Genomic DNA, 15,835 nt, shown 5'->3' on the forward strand with positions numbered 1-15,835 from the left:
TTACATCAAATGCAAATAGATACAAGAAACCTGACGCTTCAGGATTATAATGAATTGGCGGAAACAATGAAAAGGGCTTATCCACAGATGTCGGAATCCATTTGGTCCAAAAAAAGTATTGAAAAACTGACAAAAATGTTTCCCAATGGGCAAATCTGCATTACCGTAGACGGAAAACTTGCTGCCGTGGCACTTTCCATTATTGTAAATTATGATGAGTTTGGAGACGATCATACGTATAGTGACATAACAGGGAACTATACTTTTAATACCCATTTATCCACCGGAAATGTTTTATACGGAATAGAAGTCTTTGTAGATCCGGAATTCCGTGAACTCCGACTAGGAAGAAGATTGTATGATGCCCGAAAAGAACTTTGTGAATTATTAAACTTAAAATCAATTATTCTTGGCGGTAGGATCCCGAATTATCACAAATACAGCCACGAACTTTCTCCAAGAGAATATATACGAAGAGTAAGAGATAAGGAGATTTATGATCCTGTTTTATCTTTTCAGCTTTCCAATAATTTTCTTCCGATCAGAGTTTTGAAAAAGTATCTTCCCGAAGATGAAGCTTCACATGAAAATGCTGTTCTTCTGCAGTGGAATAATATTTACTACAGCAAGAGTCCCAATACCATGCAGGATAGTATCATTCGACTGGGTTTGGTACAGTGGCAGATGAGACATTTTAAAGATATAGAAGCATTTTATGAGCAGGTGGAATTCTTTGTGAATGTAATGGGAGACTATAAATCAGATTTTGTGCTTTTCCCAGAGCTGTTCAATACACCTTTGCTGGCTCCTTTCAATAAACTTTCAGAGAGAGATAGTATGATAGAATTAGCCAAGCTTACTGAAGACATCAAAAAGAAAATTTCTGAATTGGCCATCAGCTATAACGTGAATATTATCTCCGGAAGCATGCCTGTTTTTGATAATGATAGTAATGATTTGTATAATGTCAGCTATCTTCTGCATCGCGACGGACGTATTGACGAATACCGAAAGATTCACATTACGCCGAACGAAAAGAGATACTACGGAATGAAAGGTGGTAATGAAATAAAGGTTTTTGATACAGATTGCGGTAAGATAGGCCTTGTTATATGCTACGATGTAGAATTCCCTGAATTACCAAGGATTCTGGCAGATCAAGGCATGAAGATCCTATTTGTTCCTTACCTTACAGATACTCAAAATGCTTACATGAGAGTGCGCCATTGTGCCGCAGCAAGGGCAATAGAAAATGAATGCTATGTAGCAATCGCAGGCTGCGTAGGTAACCTTCCGAAGGTAAATAATATGGATATTCAGTTTGGACAGGCTGCAGTGTTTACACCGTCAGATTTTGCCTTTCCATCCAATGCTGTTAAAGGGGAAGCGACTCCCAATACTGAGATGACATTAATTGTAGATGTAGATTTAAATTTATTAAAGGATCTCCATCACAATGGTTCCGTTCAGGTGATGAAAGACAGAAGAAAAGACCTTTATGAAACCTATCTTAAATAACAAAACAGAATGCGAAAGCATTCTGTTTTTATTTTACCTAAAATTTAATGAGTATATTATTTATACTGTGGGCAAACTACCGCAGGACAAATTAAACCCGGGCATTGTGGAAGTCCATCTGTAGGGCAGCACTGATGGGAGCACTTACCACCGATAATGATTCCGCTTCCTGAAACGTTCTTTAATTGTTCTCTTGAAAGTTTGCTGTTACGTAAATTTTTCATAGTGTAATACTTTTATTGGTTTGTTTTAATATTTGTACGATGTAAATATATAAAAATATATTAATTTTTATCACTAGTGATTGAATTTTGTCATTATGATTGATTTTTATTCTGTAAAATGTTGATTATGTGTTGATATTTTTAATTTAGTAATTAGTCTTGTTTAGTTTATCCTTTAATAAAATGATATTAGGAACGGTTTTTGGAGTAAATTGCACCTACTATACATACACTATGTTTGACAAGCAGCAAAGAAAACTGAAAAGATCCGCCAGACTTATTTCCGTATTAAGCAAATACGGTTTTAAAGACATGCTGGCAAGAATGAATGGAGGCAATAAGCAGGAGGAAACCTCAAATCCGGATGAAGTTATTTCAAAAGATACCGTTTATGAAAGAATCAGACTTGCTCTTGAAGAGCTAGGTCCAACCTTTGTAAAACTTGGTCAAACATTCAGTAACAGAGAAGATTTACTTCCTCCGGAACTGATTCAGGAACTACAGAAGCTACAAGACAAAGTAGAAACGGTAGACATGAATGTGGAAGAAGCATTGGAAAATGAATTCAATATATCAGTGAAAGACCATTTCCTGGAAATTCAGAAAGAACCACTGGCTACAGCTTCCATTGCGCAGGTTTATAAAGCGGTTTTGCTGGATGGAAGTCCCGTAATCTTAAAATTGAGAAAACCGGATGTACAGTCTGTTATTGAAGATGATTTACTTCTACTCAAGGATATTGAAAAATTAATCTCCGCCTATTCAGAAATAGGAGAAAAACTTAATCTGAAACAAGCCATTTCAACTTTCGAAAGATCATTATTGGAAGAAGTTTCCCTGATTAATGAAAAGAATAATATTCAACAGTTCCGCCTCAATTTTAAAAATAATAAAGAAACCTATGTTCCGAAAGTATATGATGAATTCTCCAACAACAATATTCTTTGTATGGAATTCATTGATGGAATTAAGGTGACAGATAAATCTGTTCTTTTAGCCAATAATATTGATCCTGTGAAGGTTTCTGAAACAGGATTAAGACTCTTTGTTTCCCAAATTCTGGACTATGGATTCTTTCACGCCGATCCGCATGCCGGAAATATTCTGGTGAAAAAAGATGGGAAAATTGTCTTTATAGATTTTGGTGCCGTAGGAAAGATACAGCCGAATGACAAAGAAATTCTTGAAAACCTTATTGTAAGTTTTGTTGCCAAAAATTCACATAAAATAGTTCGCTCTCTCAAGAAAATGGCAGTAAGCTATGAAATTCCAGATGAAAGGAGGTTTGAAAATGATGTGGAAGATATCCTGAATTTTGTTCATAGTTCCTCATTGCAGGAAATCAACGTTCAGGTGATCATTAATAAGATGAAAGATATTTTAAAAGATAACAGACTCTATATGCCTGATTATTTTTATCTTTTATTTAAAGGAATCAGCCTGATAGAGGGAGTTGGAAGAAATATTAATCCAGATCTTGATATTGTAAAAAGTCTTCATCCCTATACCCGAAAAATACTTACAAAAAAAATCAGTCCAAAGAATCTTTTAAAAACAGGAATGGACAGAATGATGAATTTTACAGACAATGTAGATGAAATTCCCAAGGAACTTCGTTCTGTACTCCAAAAACTGGATGAAAATAAATTCACAGTCTCCAGTGAAATCAAAAATATAGAAAAAACGAACCAACTCATAAAATCCAGTGTTGTCAATTTAATTTTAGCCATGATTCTGGGTGCAAATATCATAGCAACCTCCATCGTATTTACGTCAGAATCAGGTCCAAGAATTGGAGAATTGTCTGTTGTTGCGGTTTTAGGATTTGTTTTTTCAGTCATTTTAGTTTTGATACTTTTGTTGAGGGTAAGCAGAAAGTAGGGAAGACACTAGAGTTAGAAAAAGAGTGATTATTTTTTAATCTAAGAGTTAGTAATGGCTGTCTGTAACCCATCATTTGCCCCCTTTTAAACCTGATTTTAAATTCTACATATTAATACCTATCTTTGCAAAATGGAAAAACTCACTTTTGCAGATTTTGACCTGCCGGTTAAAATTCTTGATGTTTTAGCGGATTTAGAATTATTTGAGCCTACACCTATTCAGGAGAAAAGTTTAAAGCCTATCCTTTCCGGGAGAGATGTAATGGGAATTGCACAGACCGGAACAGGGAAAACATTGGCATATCTTTTACCTGTTCTAAAGACTTGGAAGTATAGTAAAACAGGAAATCCAACTGTTTTAGTACTTGTTCCTACAAGAGAATTGGTGGTACAGGTAACCGAAATCATTGAGAAACTGACAGAAAATATTACTGCAAGAGTAATTGGAATATACGGTGGGAAAAATATCAATACCCAGAAATTATTATTTAATAACGGTTGTGATATTTTAGTAGGAACTCCGGGTAGAGTGATGGACCTTTCCATAGACAATGCAATTTCCCTGAAAGAAGTTCAGAAGCTTATCATTGATGAATTTGATGAAATGCTTAACCTTGGTTTCAGGCCACAGTTGACTCACATTTTTGAAATGATGAAAGAGAAGAGACAGAATATCCTTTTCTCTGCAACCATGACAGAAGCTGTAGATGATATGTTGGATGAATATTTCGCCAGTCCGGTGGAAATTTCATTGGCAAAATCAGGAACACCGCTTGAAAAAATAGAACAGACTGCCTATAAAGTTGAAAACTTCAATACTAAAATCAATTTACTTGAGCATTTATTGAAGAATAATACAGATATGTCTAAGGTGTTGATTTTTAATAATAATAAAAAGCATGCAGACTTGCTTTTCACGAAGATTGATGAGCTTTTTCCAGAGCAGTTTGACGTGATTCACTCCAATAAGTCTCAAAACTATAGACTTAAAGCGATGAAAAGCTTTGAAAATGAAGAAATCAGAGGACTAATCACTACAGATGTAATGGCTAGAGGTCTGGATATCTCAAATATTACCCACGTTATCAACTTTGAGACACCAGATATCCCTGAACAATATATTCACAGAATTGGTAGAACAGGTAGAGCGGATAAAGAAGGTAAGGCAGTGACTTTTGTAACTAAGAAGGAAGAGCCTTTAATTCTTGATATTGAGCTATTGATGGATAAGGATTTAAAGTTTAATGACTTCCCAGAGGGGGTGAAAATCAATCCTAATAAAATTGCTTCAGAGAAAGATGAAGTGGTGATGAAGAATCCGGTTCAGGTAAAACTGAATGATGGAGGAGGAGCTTTCCACGATAAAAAGGCAAAAAATACTAAAGAAAACTGGGGTGGTCCATCGAAAAGAAAGGCACCTAAGAAATTTGGAGCCAACAGATCACAACAGAAGGCGATATCTAAATCGAAAAGAAAGAAATAAAAAAAAGACTCCCAATCGGGAGTCTTTTTTTATTTAAATTCAATACTATTATTTTTCATAACTTCTTTAAACTTATCTATTTTGCCCTCTTCACTCATGTTTTTGTAAATGTGGGCTAATACTGTTTCAGCATCTGTTCTGTAGGGAGATTTTTGCTCTGCATAAATCTTATAAGCCTTACAGATGTAATCTAGAGCTTTTTCATTATTCTTTAGATTAGCAAAATAGACTTGTCCTATACCATAATAAACCTCCGGATCACCTGGGTATACTTTATCGAAATCAGAATAGGCATCTATAGCTTTTTGATATTCTTTCTTATAAATGTATGTTATAGCTATGTTTTGCATGGGCATTTTTCCTTTTGGATCAATTTCTAGCGACTTTTTATAAGCATCAATAGCCTTATCATATTCTCCTATTCTTCTATAGCAAATACCCAAATTATCCCAAGCATATATAAATTTTGGATCAATTTTCACGGCTTGTTCATAATTTTGAATAGCATCTTTCCAGTCCTCTTTTTCTGATGAATTAATAGCTTTGTCATAGAAGTCTTTTGCTTCCTTATTTTTAGAAAGGCTCTCATATTTGCTTTCAGAGGTGTTGACGGCATTTTTTAAACTAGAACAGTTTTTCATCAGATATCTTTCAATTTCATTGTAGCTATCTTTATACTGTTGAGAGTTTTTATCTGTAGAAAGATTAAGGGTAACCTGCTTTTTGCCATTAACTTTAGGTGCTTTTTCAGATAACTCATCAATATTGTCTATTAATTTTCCTAATTGAAGAGCTGTTGCATGTTTATCAATGCAGTGCTCAATATCTTCTAAGATATCTTTTTTATTCCGATCAAATAGACCGATAGAGTCTATACATTTACATGTATTATCTGAAAGCTCTTGAATGAGTTTATTCTTATCGTGCTTCTTTTGAGAAAAAGTGAGACAATAAAGTAAAATAAAAGTTAAAATGGTTATTCGTTTTTTTATCATGATTATAGATTATTTCATGTAAGGATTCATTACTTTGGTCCATATTTGATAACCTTCCGGTTTAAAATGGAGCATATCTTCCACAAAAATGTCCTTTCTAACATTTCCGTTGTCATCTTCCATGGCCTTGGTAACATCAATAAATTCAGCATTGGGTTCCTTTTTCATAAAAGCTGCAATCATTTTATTGGCTTCTTTCATCTGTGGCCAAAGCTTTTCTCTGCTGGGAGAATATTTTATAGAGATATAATCCACTTCAATATTAGGAAATCTTTCACGGATCTTTCTGTAAAGGGTTTTATATCTTTTAACAACTTTTTGAGCTTTCAACTGATGATTGTCTGCAAAGTCATTTTCTCCGCAATATATAATAATTTGTTTCGGCTGATAGGGTGCTAAAAGGTCATCAGCAAAATAATTGAGATCTGTAAGCCTTGAACCACCAAAACCTCTGTTGATAATCGTTTTAGTAGGGAAATAATCAGCAACATCCGTCCATTTGGTAAAGGATGAGCTTCCTAAAAATAAGATGGCATCCTTGGGTGGTGGGTTCTGCTGATCCTGCTTTTTAAACTCTTGAATGTCCTGCCAGAACATTGGCTTTTTTTCCTGAGAAAAGGCAATCGTAAAAAACAGCAATAGAAATGCCGTTAGAATCTTCTTCATTATTTTCAGATTTAAAATTTGAGATAAAAGTAATAAAAAACTCCCGATGATCGGGAGTTTAGAGTTTATCTTTTGTAAGTAATATAAGTGACATCAGGTATTTTATCACCGTCTCGATCATAATTACCAAATTGTTGTGCCAACCTAAGGTCTTGACCTGTCAAAATATCAACTTTGTAATTCATGCTTTCTTCTTTGTCAAATTTGATACCTAAAATTTTAGTTTCCTGGTCGTATGTGTAATTCCCTTCGCTTTTTGCAAGTATCTGACAATCTGCACCAGTTCCGGCATAACCCGTGTAGCTGATATAAAAATCTGTTCTGAAGAAAAGAGTGTTTTTTGTTGCACATCCTGTTAAAACATCGGTTTGAAGAACTGTTTTATTGTCTTTTCCGGAAATTACTTCTCTCTTCACTTCTTTCCAATCTCCCTTCATTATGTCCATTTCATAGGCTTGAAGGTTATCATCATTACAAGAAGTTAATGCCAAAGCAGAAAAGGCAAATAAAAGTAGTTGTTTTTTCATTTTCACAAATTTTAAGAATATGCTAAAATATAAATAAATTTGAAATATTTGTAATGAAATCATGATTTTTTAAACAAATGTTTGTAAATAAGATAATTTAAAAGATCATGAGATTGGCTGAAGAAAAATTATTAAAAGGTTTTGTTATTAAGCATCAAAAAAAGCGAACCTTAGTCCGCTTTTTTATATTATCCTATTCAAGAAGTTTTTAATAACTCATTTCCACAATTTTGGAAGCATCCTGAGGAGTCAATTTCTTGTACTCTCCAAGACCTAGCCAGTTTCTGTCTGTAAAGGCTTTTTCCACTCTTTCAGCAGTACCTTTAAAATCTTCTGTATATTCTGAAAGCTTGGTTTTGATATGCAGGCTGTGGAAGAATTCTTCCAGTTTTTTAATTCCCAGTTCAGCTTTTTCCTCTACATTTCCATCCTTAATTCCCCATACTCTTTCAGCATACTGAGCCAGTTTTCCTTTTTTGTCTTCAAAATTATAACGGTAATGAGATGGTGCAATGATAGCCAATGTTCTGGCGTGGTCTATACCAAAATAGGCTGTCAGCTCATGACCCATGGCATGTACAGCCCAGTCTGTGATAACTCCTTTCTGAATGAGTCCGTTTAAAGCCATTGTACAACACCACATAAAGTTTCCTGCCGCATCATAATCGAAATCATCTGCCAATACTTTCGGAGCTGTTTCCTGAATACTTATTAAGATACTTTCTGCAATTCTTTCCTGAAGGTCAGCAGAAGATGGAGCCGTCATATATTGTTCCAACACGTGGGTGTAAGCATCTGTAAGGCCATTTACAATTTGATTTTTAGGGATAGATCTGATTACTTCAGGATCCAAAACCGAAAACTGAGGGAAAAGTCCGGGACCACCCGAAGATAGCTTCTCATTGGTTTCTCTTCGTGAAATTACATACCCTGAATTCATCTCAGAACCGGTTGCCGGAAGCGTTAAAATAGTTCCGAAAGGCATTCCTTCTCCTTCAAAGGTTCTTACTTGCTTGGTTAGAATATCCCAGGGCTCACCATTGTAATTGGCTGCTGCAGAGATGAATTTAGTCCCGTCAATTACAGATCCGCCACCTACAGCAAGAAGATAATTGATGTTGTTTTCCTTAATGAAGCTTAATGCTTTAATCAAAACTTCATATTCAGGGTTGGCAGGAACTCCACCGAACTCATACAGATCATGATCCTTTAAAGCTTCCTTTACCTGATCATAAACTCCATTGTTTTTGATGCTTCCACCACCATAGATCATTAATATTTTAGCATCCTGAGGGATTTCTTTGGAAATTTTAGCAATTTCACCTTTCCCGAAAAGTATTTTTGTTGGATTTTTAAGTTCGAAATTAAGCATTGTTCTAAATTTATTTTAACCCAAATTTACGGAATGAAAAAGGAAAATTGAGTTAATGAAATTTTAAAATAGCTATCATTAAGTTTAATGAAAGCTATTGAGAGTTTATTTCTCAATAAAACTACACCAGCTATCTGTAACACTGAATATTATGGGGTAGCATTATCGGAAAGATAGGCTTTTGCTCTTTTTATAAAATCTACCTTATCTTTTTTAATATTCTCCAATAATTTCTTTCTGTCATCCGGAATCGTTAGATACTTGTCTCCCCAAAGGTTGATTTCTACAATGACAGGAACCAAATCAATCCCTTTTTCTGTAAGGTTATAGAGGATTTTTAACTTATTGTCAGGATGATCCTTTTTAGCTATAATTCCGTTTTCCAAGAGCGTTTGAAGCCTTGTAGCCAAAATATTGGTTGCAATTTTTTCATCAGCTTTTAAGAATTCGCCATAGGTACATTCCTTTTTAATCATAAGGTCACGGATGATTAAGAGTGACCATTTATCACCCCATATTTCTAAGGAGCAACTGATGGGGCAGTCTGATCTTTTTTTACCCATTATTTTAATTTTAAAAATATTACTTGCAAAATGAAAGTATTTGTTTTAATTTTACTTTTATTTTGCAAGTAAATTTAATCATAAATAATTAATAAATCAAATGGAAAATTATGATGTTGCCGTGATCGGCTCAGGACCTGGAGGATATGTTGCTGCCATAAGAAGCGCACAGCTTGGTTACAAAACAGTGATTATAGAAAAATATGATACTTTGGGAGGAACCTGTACCAATGTAGGGTGTATTCCTACAAAGGCTTTACTGGATAGTACGCATCATTATGCAGATGCACATCATAAATTTAAAGACCACGGAATTAAACTGGATAGAATAGAACTCGATTTTTCCCAGATGTATAATCGAAAATCTGAAGTTGTTGAAAAAAACACAAGTGGCCTTGATTTTCTAATGAGTAAAAATAAAATTACCCGTTTGAAAGGTACAGCAAGCTTCATCAATAATTCCACCATAAAAGTTATTAATGAAACAGAATCCCAGGAAATTACTGCCAACAATTACATTATAGCAACGGGTTCAAAACCATCAACCATTCCTGGGGTAGCAATTGATAAGAAAAGAATCATTACTTCTACTGAGGCATTATCCCTAAAGGAAAAACCTGAAACTATGATTATTATAGGAGGTGGTGTGATAGGGGTGGAAATGGCATCTATCTTCAGCCGCATCGGAACACAGGTAACAATTCTTGAGTATGCAGATCACTTAATTGCTGCAATGGATCAAGAATTGGGAAAAAATCTTCAGAAAATATTTAAAAAAGAGGGAATTGATATTCGTCTCAATCAGGCTGTGTATAAAGCTGAGAGTTCAGATTCTGCTGCTAAGGTATTTTTTAAGGATAAGAATGGAGCAGATCATGAATTGGAAGCAGATTATATTTTGGTAGCGGTTGGAAGAAGTCCTTATGTAAAAGGATTAGGCCTGGAAAACACAGAGGTGAAGTTAGATGAACGAGGATTTATTAAAGTGGATGAAAATAACCGAACTGCTGTTTCTAATATTTATGCTATTGGGGATGTGATTGGTGGTGCCATGCTGGCTCATAAGGCGGAAGAAGAAGGAGTTTTGGTTGCAGAAACTATTAACGGACAGAAGCACCATATCCATTATGATAGAATTCCTTCTGTTGTATATACCTGGCCTGAGGTAGCATCTGTGGGATATACCGAAGAGTATCTGAAAAAGAATAATATAGCCTATAATGTAGGGAAGTTTCCATTTTCGGCCAGTGCAAGGGCAAGAGCTTCAATGGATACAGATGGTTTTGCCAAAGTGCTTGTTGATCCGAAATATGGTGAGGTACTGGGGGTTCATGTTATTGGTGCTAGGGCTGCTGATCTCATTGCACAAGGGGTAATTGCCCAGGAATATGAAGTGACAGCAGAAGATATGTTCCGTATCTCTTATGCGCATCCTACTTATTCTGAAACCTTGAAAGAAGCTTATTTGATAGCATCTGGACAAGGTGCTGTTAATATTTAAATTAAAGTTTGTTGAAAAATTGCGAGGGTGTAAAAGACGGCTTATTATACTATGAATGTCTTTTTAAGATACAAGAACATCAAAGGGCTTATATAGTGCATCAAATTACATATTTTATCGAAGATAAAATCCTTGCGTCCTAAGCATGAAGTTTGTAAAATTTTTTGCTTCCTTGCGATTTTCCAACAGATAACAGCTTTTATTATAAAGCTGAGCAATCTTCATTTTTAGAGTAAATTCCATTGCTTTTGGCTTCCAGCTTTCCGGTTTTTCTGTTGATAGTAATTAAAAAAGATTCCTTGGTAACAGGGCATCCTTTGGTCTGTAAACCATACAAGTAAATACGATTACTTTCAATTTTATAAGAACCGGTAAATCTGTTTTTGGGATCAATTGAGTAGCCGTAGGTTTTAGCCAATAAAATAGCTTCCGGAAGATTATCAACTGTTCCGATAAAATCTCTTAATTGCTGCTCATTGGAAAAATAAACAGATCTGTCTTTTTTACACGCAAGAATATAGGTGAAACAATTGTTGCCAACACATTTCTGGAAAAAACCTCTCTCAGGAACAGGTTCATTGATGGTCATAAAATCTGGTGCCTGGCTCTCATACACTATTGCTTTTTCAAAGTCAATGTCATTGGTTAGAACTCTCCAGTATTCATATTCTTTATCGGGTACAATAAAAGGATAGAGATAGTCTGTAGTGTCCAGAATATCAGGAATTTTCTTATAATCATCAGGAACCTTGATCTGTGCACAAAACAGATTGGATAGGATCAGGGAAAAAGTGATGATTATTCTCATAAAGGAAGTGTTTACAGTGCAAATTTAGAGAGAATTATTTCAATACAATTTTATAATGTCCTTTTTCATCAGTTGCATCAATATCTATGCCTGTAAACGTTAATTTATTAATTTGATAGCCGTCACAACCTCCTTTAAATTCAGAAGATTGTATTGATAAATCAAAAGACTTAACATTAGAAGAAAAAGTATATTTTTTTATACCATTATATGCTCCTATGTTTTCCAAAATAACCATATCGTCAGATGTTTTGGTTAATGGTACACTTACGTTATTTTCGTCTTTAAGTAAATAAGTTGTCAATGTTCCATTGGTAATAAGATTTTCATTATTGAGTTTACGAACTCAAAAACGATGGGTTGTGGTGCATTATAACAGTCTTTTTCACAAGAGATGAATAGAATTGTTATTAGTAGGAAAATAAATATTTTTTTCATGGATGGTGTGGAGAGTAAATTTAATGATTGTTTTGTAATCATAACTGCGTTAAATCTGAATTATTAAAACGAGCTCTACATATTTTCAAAACCTGTGCAAGCTGATAGTCTGTAATATCAAAATCATCGATCTTTATTTCTATCTTTTCGTTGTTATGAAAAAAGTATAAATAATTTATTTCAGGCTTGTAATCGTGTTTAGACTCACGGCTTACCAAACGTTTTACAATAATTTTTTCAAGTTGAATTTCATTCCACAAATACCTTTTATTATTTTTTATCTGAATACCTTTTCCATTAATGGATATGACAATTTGTGATATTTTTTTGACTTGTGAAATTATTTTAAAAATGAAATAACCGGTAAATCCAAGAAGTATAAATAAGACCACTATTGCTGTTCCTGTGAATTTGAAATTAAAGCCTAAAAGAAAAAATAGTCCCAGAATCAGAAATATACAGTAAGTAGCAATAGCGATAATTGTACCTGAGCGCGAATATTTGATTATAATTTCATCAGGAATTGAATTTTCATCATATTCAGTTTTATCACTTTTATTTAGAGAATATTCTTTATGAATGAAAACCACATTGATAAATGAACCAATGAAAAAAATAATAGAAAGAAGAATAAAATATTGTAGTAGATAAATACCTATTAATAGGGATAAGATCCCTAAAATTGTGTAAAAAATAATTCCGAAATTCAATTTTATCATTGGAAAGAATTTGACATATATGATTGGTGTCAAATTTATAAAAACTTCATCGGATATCCCACTGCAACATTCCCATTGATAATTTTTTTAAGTTTAGATTCCATGAGCTTTTTCCGATGGGGTTTGGGTAAGAAAAGAGTCATAAGCACAGGTGAATTCTTTCTCAAAGCTGAAGCTGAAAGTATAGCCGTGCTCATCATCAGGAATATAAAACCTTACCAATCCGGATTCTATGAAAGATAAGTGTTTTTCTGTATCACCTTGCTGAGTAATGATGTCATTTTTTGCGTAGATTTTTCTTTGGAAATGACCTGCAATAAATGCCCATTCCGATTCCTGCAGCTTAACAATTTGTTCGTAATATTCTCTGATGTAACCCATAGAAATGTATTTGAATAATTCTTAATATAACTTCAGAGATTGTGATGATTATATTTATGAATTAATTAAAAATCAAAGTTACAAAATGTTTAATTGAGATAAAGACTGTAAAAACCTATTCTAATATTTTTTGCTTTTAGCCCTTAATTTTTGTCATTTGTCAATTCAACTAATTCCAAAATCACTTACATTTGTTACTATGAGACACGACCAACGCACAGAAAAATTCAGGCAGATCGTGGAGAACAAATTCCAGATCTACAATTCATTATTTATGAGCCTGCCTTATGATAAAATGACGAATATCGGAATGCTTCTTCCATTCTTGTATGAAGAAAGTAGAACAGGCTATGACGCAGGAAAAACCCCTGAAGAAATCGTCGAAGAATTTTTTAAAAACCATACCGATCTTCAGACCGAAGAACAGAAACTTGAATTGCTTTTTAAGATCATTCAGTATATAGAAAGACAGGTAGTTTTGTTCGATAGTATTGAAGATGCTGCCTTTCCGAATCTCCATTCAGAAAGTGACAGTGGAACAGTAACCAACCTTTTCGAACGTTCTTTTCAGGACCATAAAATTGAAAAAGTACGAGAAAAATTAAAAGATTTCAGCGTTAAGGTTGTATTTACAGCCCACCCGACCCAGTTTTATCCAAGCTCAGTACAAAGGATTATTCAGGATCTCAGAGGGGCCATTACCAGTGATTCCGTTACACAGATTGATATGCTTCTACAGCAGCTAGGGAAAACTCCTTTTGTGAACAAAGAAAAACCAACACCCGTTGATGAAGCATTGAGTATTATTTCCTATCTGAGGTATGTATATTATGATACCATCGGAGAATTGTTTACGAAGATAAAAAAGACCTTTGGAAACGATCATTTTCATTTGCATGAAGATATTATTCAGCTTGGTTTCTGGCCGGGAGGAGACAGAGATGGAAATCCTTTTGTGACAGCAGATGTTACGAAGAGAGTAGCAGAAGAACTTCGTTCAGCAATACTGAAATCTTATTACAGTCATTTAAAATTTATTAGAAGAAGATTGAGCTTCAGAGGGGTTTCAGAGGTTTTAACACAATTAAGTGAAGAGTTGTATGCTGCCATTTTTGATGGAAAAAGTATCACCGCAGAAGCGATCTTAAAGAAAACTGATGAAGCGGAAAAAATATTGATCAATGAGCATAATTCCTTGTTTTTAGATCTTTTGGTTAATTTCAGAGATCGGGTTAAGATCTTCGGAACTCACTTTGCAACATTGGATATCCGCCAGGACAGCAGGATTCATCAACAGGTAATTGATACTGTATTTGCAAAAGTATATGGAACCGAGAATGCCGATTATGAGGAGAAATTTAATAAATTAATTCAAGTTTCACATGCGGTAAATGCTGATGATTTTGAAGATATTGTAAAAGATACATTGCTGACGGTTTCACAGGTTTCTAAAATTCAGGATTTAAATGGATTGAGAGGGATGAACCGCTATATTATTTCCAATTCCGATGCTGTAAAAGATGTGATGAATGTGTATGCATTCTTTAAAATCTGTGGCTATCAGGATGAGGCAATCAATATGGATATTGTTCCGCTTTTTGAAACCATGGAAGGGCTTGCCAATGCTGAAAATGTGATGAATGAGTTGTATCACAATCCTATTTATAAAAAACACCTTGAGAAAAGAGGAAATCAGCAGACTATAATGCTTGGCTTTTCCGATGGAACCAAGGATGGTGGATATTTAAAAGCAAACTGGGAAATCTATAAGGCTAAGGAAGTTCTAACTCAACTTTCAGAGCAAAATAACATCAAGGTTGTATTCTTTGATGGTAGAGGAGGTCCACCGGCAAGAGGAGGAGGTAAAACTCACGATTTCTATGCTTCACAAGGGAAAACAATTGCCAATAATAAGATTGAACTAACGATTCAGGGGCAGACGATTACCAGTATTTTCGGAAATAAAGAGCAGGCAAAATATAATTTTGAACAGCTTTTAACAGCCGGAGTTGAAAATGATGTCTTTAAAAATGCCAAGAAAGATCTCACTGAAAAAGAAAGAGCTTTAATTATTGAATTGGCAAATATCAGTTACCAAAAATATTCGGACCTAAAAGCTCACCCAATGTTTGTTCCTTATCTTCAGGAGATGAGTACACTGGAATATTATGGAAAAACAAATATCGGAAGCCGTCCGTCCAAAAGAGGAAATGGCAGTGAATTGAAGTTTGAAGACTTACGGGCAATTCCGTTTGTAGGTTCATGGTCACAATTGAAGCAGAATGTACCCGGGTTTTTCGGTTTTGGATATGCGATGCAGAAAATGAAGGAGCAGGGAAGATTTGAGGAAGTACGAGAACTGTATAAAGGTTCGGATTTCTTTAAAACATTAGTTTTAAACTCTATGATGAGTATGAACAAGTCTTATTTTCCTCTAACTTATTACATCAAAAATAACCCGAAGTTCGGAGCTTTCTGGAATGTCCTTTTTAGTGAATATGAGCTTTCAAGAGAGATTATGCTGGAACTTACAGGCTTCAAGATGCTTCAGGAAGAAGATCCATTGTCCAGAAAGTCAGTGAAGATCCGTGAGAAAATTGTACTTCCGTTGCTAAGCATTCAGCAATATGCCTTAATGAAGATTCAAAAAGGAGAGGGGAATAAAGAGGCTTATGAAAAGCTGGTGACCCGTTCCTTATTTGGAAATATTAATGCGAGTAGAAACTCGGCATAAGTTATTTTTGAAACAGGAATAAT

The 15,835-nt window shown here is 34.5% G+C and carries 15 protein-coding genes; 5 read left to right on the top strand and 10 right to left on the bottom strand.

Features of this window, described 5'->3' with window-relative positions:
* Positions 1 to 9 precede the first annotated feature (9 nt).
* Entirely contained in the window at positions 10 to 1,518 is a 1,509-nt protein-coding gene (locus EG359_RS00160) for a carbon-nitrogen hydrolase family protein (protein ID WP_076354191.1), read from the top strand.
* A gap of 56 nt (positions 1,519 to 1,574) precedes the next feature.
* On the opposite strand, the gene EG359_RS22340 is transcribed toward EG359_RS00160, so the two are convergent.
* Positions 1,575 to 1,742 (bottom strand): hypothetical protein, encoded by a 168-nt coding sequence (locus tag EG359_RS22340; protein WP_164463030.1) that lies wholly within the window; start codon positions 1,740 to 1,742, stop codon positions 1,575 to 1,577.
* A gap of 183 nt (positions 1,743 to 1,925) precedes the next feature.
* Between EG359_RS22340 and EG359_RS00165 the strand changes: the two genes are divergently transcribed.
* Together EG359_RS00165 and EG359_RS00170 are read left to right on the top strand one after the other, a co-directional pair.
* A complete protein-coding gene (locus EG359_RS00165) occupies positions 1,926 to 3,623 on the top strand; it encodes an ABC1 kinase family protein (RefSeq protein ID WP_228435040.1) in 1,698 nt (565 codons plus the stop codon).
* 132 nt (positions 3,624 to 3,755) lie between these two features.
* Positions 3,756 to 5,108: a DEAD/DEAH box helicase gene (locus EG359_RS00170; RefSeq protein WP_076354195.1), complete on the top strand. Its 1,353-nt coding sequence runs from the start codon at positions 3,756 to 3,758 to the stop codon at positions 5,106 to 5,108.
* A gap of 29 nt (positions 5,109 to 5,137) precedes the next feature.
* Here the strand turns inward: EG359_RS00170 and EG359_RS00175 are convergent, their stop codons facing one another.
* The 5 genes from EG359_RS00175 to EG359_RS00195 form a co-directional block, all read right to left on the bottom strand.
* A complete protein-coding gene (locus tag EG359_RS00175) occupies positions 5,138 to 6,103 on the bottom strand; it encodes a tetratricopeptide repeat protein (protein WP_076354197.1) in 966 nt (321 codons plus the stop codon).
* 9 nt (positions 6,104 to 6,112) lie between these two features.
* Positions 6,113 to 6,769: a GDSL-type esterase/lipase family protein gene (locus tag EG359_RS00180; RefSeq protein WP_076354199.1), complete on the bottom strand. Its 657-nt coding sequence runs from the start codon at positions 6,767 to 6,769 to the stop codon at positions 6,113 to 6,115.
* Between the two features lie 65 nt (positions 6,770 to 6,834).
* Complete coding sequence (locus tag EG359_RS00185) at positions 6,835 to 7,296, bottom strand: lipocalin-like domain-containing protein (protein ID WP_076354201.1); 462 nt, start codon at positions 7,294 to 7,296, stop codon at positions 6,835 to 6,837.
* Positions 7,297 to 7,504: 208 nt separating this feature from the next.
* Entirely contained in the window at positions 7,505 to 8,668 is a 1,164-nt protein-coding gene (locus EG359_RS00190) for an iron-containing alcohol dehydrogenase (RefSeq protein WP_076354203.1), read from the bottom strand.
* A gap of 149 nt (positions 8,669 to 8,817) precedes the next feature.
* A complete protein-coding gene (locus EG359_RS00195; protein ID WP_076354205.1) occupies positions 8,818 to 9,231 on the bottom strand; it encodes a winged helix-turn-helix transcriptional regulator in 414 nt (137 codons plus the stop codon).
* Between the two features lie 100 nt (positions 9,232 to 9,331).
* Between EG359_RS00195 and lpdA the strand changes: the two genes are divergently transcribed.
* On the top strand, positions 9,332 to 10,732 hold the full coding sequence (lpdA, locus tag EG359_RS00200) for a dihydrolipoyl dehydrogenase (protein WP_076354207.1): 1,401 nt from the start codon (positions 9,332 to 9,334) through the stop codon (positions 10,730 to 10,732).
* Positions 10,733 to 10,934: 202 nt separating this feature from the next.
* On the opposite strand, the gene EG359_RS00205 is transcribed toward lpdA, so the two are convergent.
* The 4 genes from EG359_RS00205 to EG359_RS00220 form a co-directional block, all read right to left on the bottom strand.
* The gene (locus EG359_RS00205) at positions 10,935 to 11,540 is read right to left on the bottom strand and encodes a hypothetical protein (protein ID WP_076354209.1); all 606 of its coding nucleotides are present in this window, start codon (positions 11,538 to 11,540) and stop codon (positions 10,935 to 10,937) included.
* Positions 11,541 to 11,574: 34 nt separating this feature from the next.
* Positions 11,575 to 11,844 carry a hypothetical protein gene (locus tag EG359_RS00210; protein WP_076354211.1) on the bottom strand — a complete coding sequence of 90 codons (270 nt, stop codon included), beginning with the start codon at positions 11,842 to 11,844 and terminating at the stop codon, positions 11,575 to 11,577.
* Between the two features lie 172 nt (positions 11,845 to 12,016).
* The gene (locus EG359_RS00215; protein ID WP_123867229.1) at positions 12,017 to 12,688 is read right to left on the bottom strand and encodes a hypothetical protein; all 672 of its coding nucleotides are present in this window, start codon (positions 12,686 to 12,688) and stop codon (positions 12,017 to 12,019) included.
* A gap of 102 nt (positions 12,689 to 12,790) precedes the next feature.
* Positions 12,791 to 13,078, bottom strand: a complete 288-nt coding sequence (locus EG359_RS00220) for a Crp/Fnr family transcriptional regulator (protein WP_228435045.1) — start codon at positions 13,076 to 13,078, stop codon at positions 12,791 to 12,793.
* A gap of 199 nt (positions 13,079 to 13,277) precedes the next feature.
* Here EG359_RS00220 and EG359_RS00225 point away from each other — a divergent pair, with 199 nt between their 5' ends.
* Complete coding sequence (locus EG359_RS00225; protein ID WP_076354215.1) at positions 13,278 to 15,812, top strand: phosphoenolpyruvate carboxylase; 2,535 nt, start codon at positions 13,278 to 13,280, stop codon at positions 15,810 to 15,812.
* The last annotated feature ends 23 nt before the right edge of the window (positions 15,813 to 15,835 follow it).

The sequence above is a fragment of the Chryseobacterium joostei genome, assembly GCF_003815775.1.
Classification (GTDB): domain Bacteria; phylum Bacteroidota; class Bacteroidia; order Flavobacteriales; family Weeksellaceae; genus Chryseobacterium; species Chryseobacterium joostei.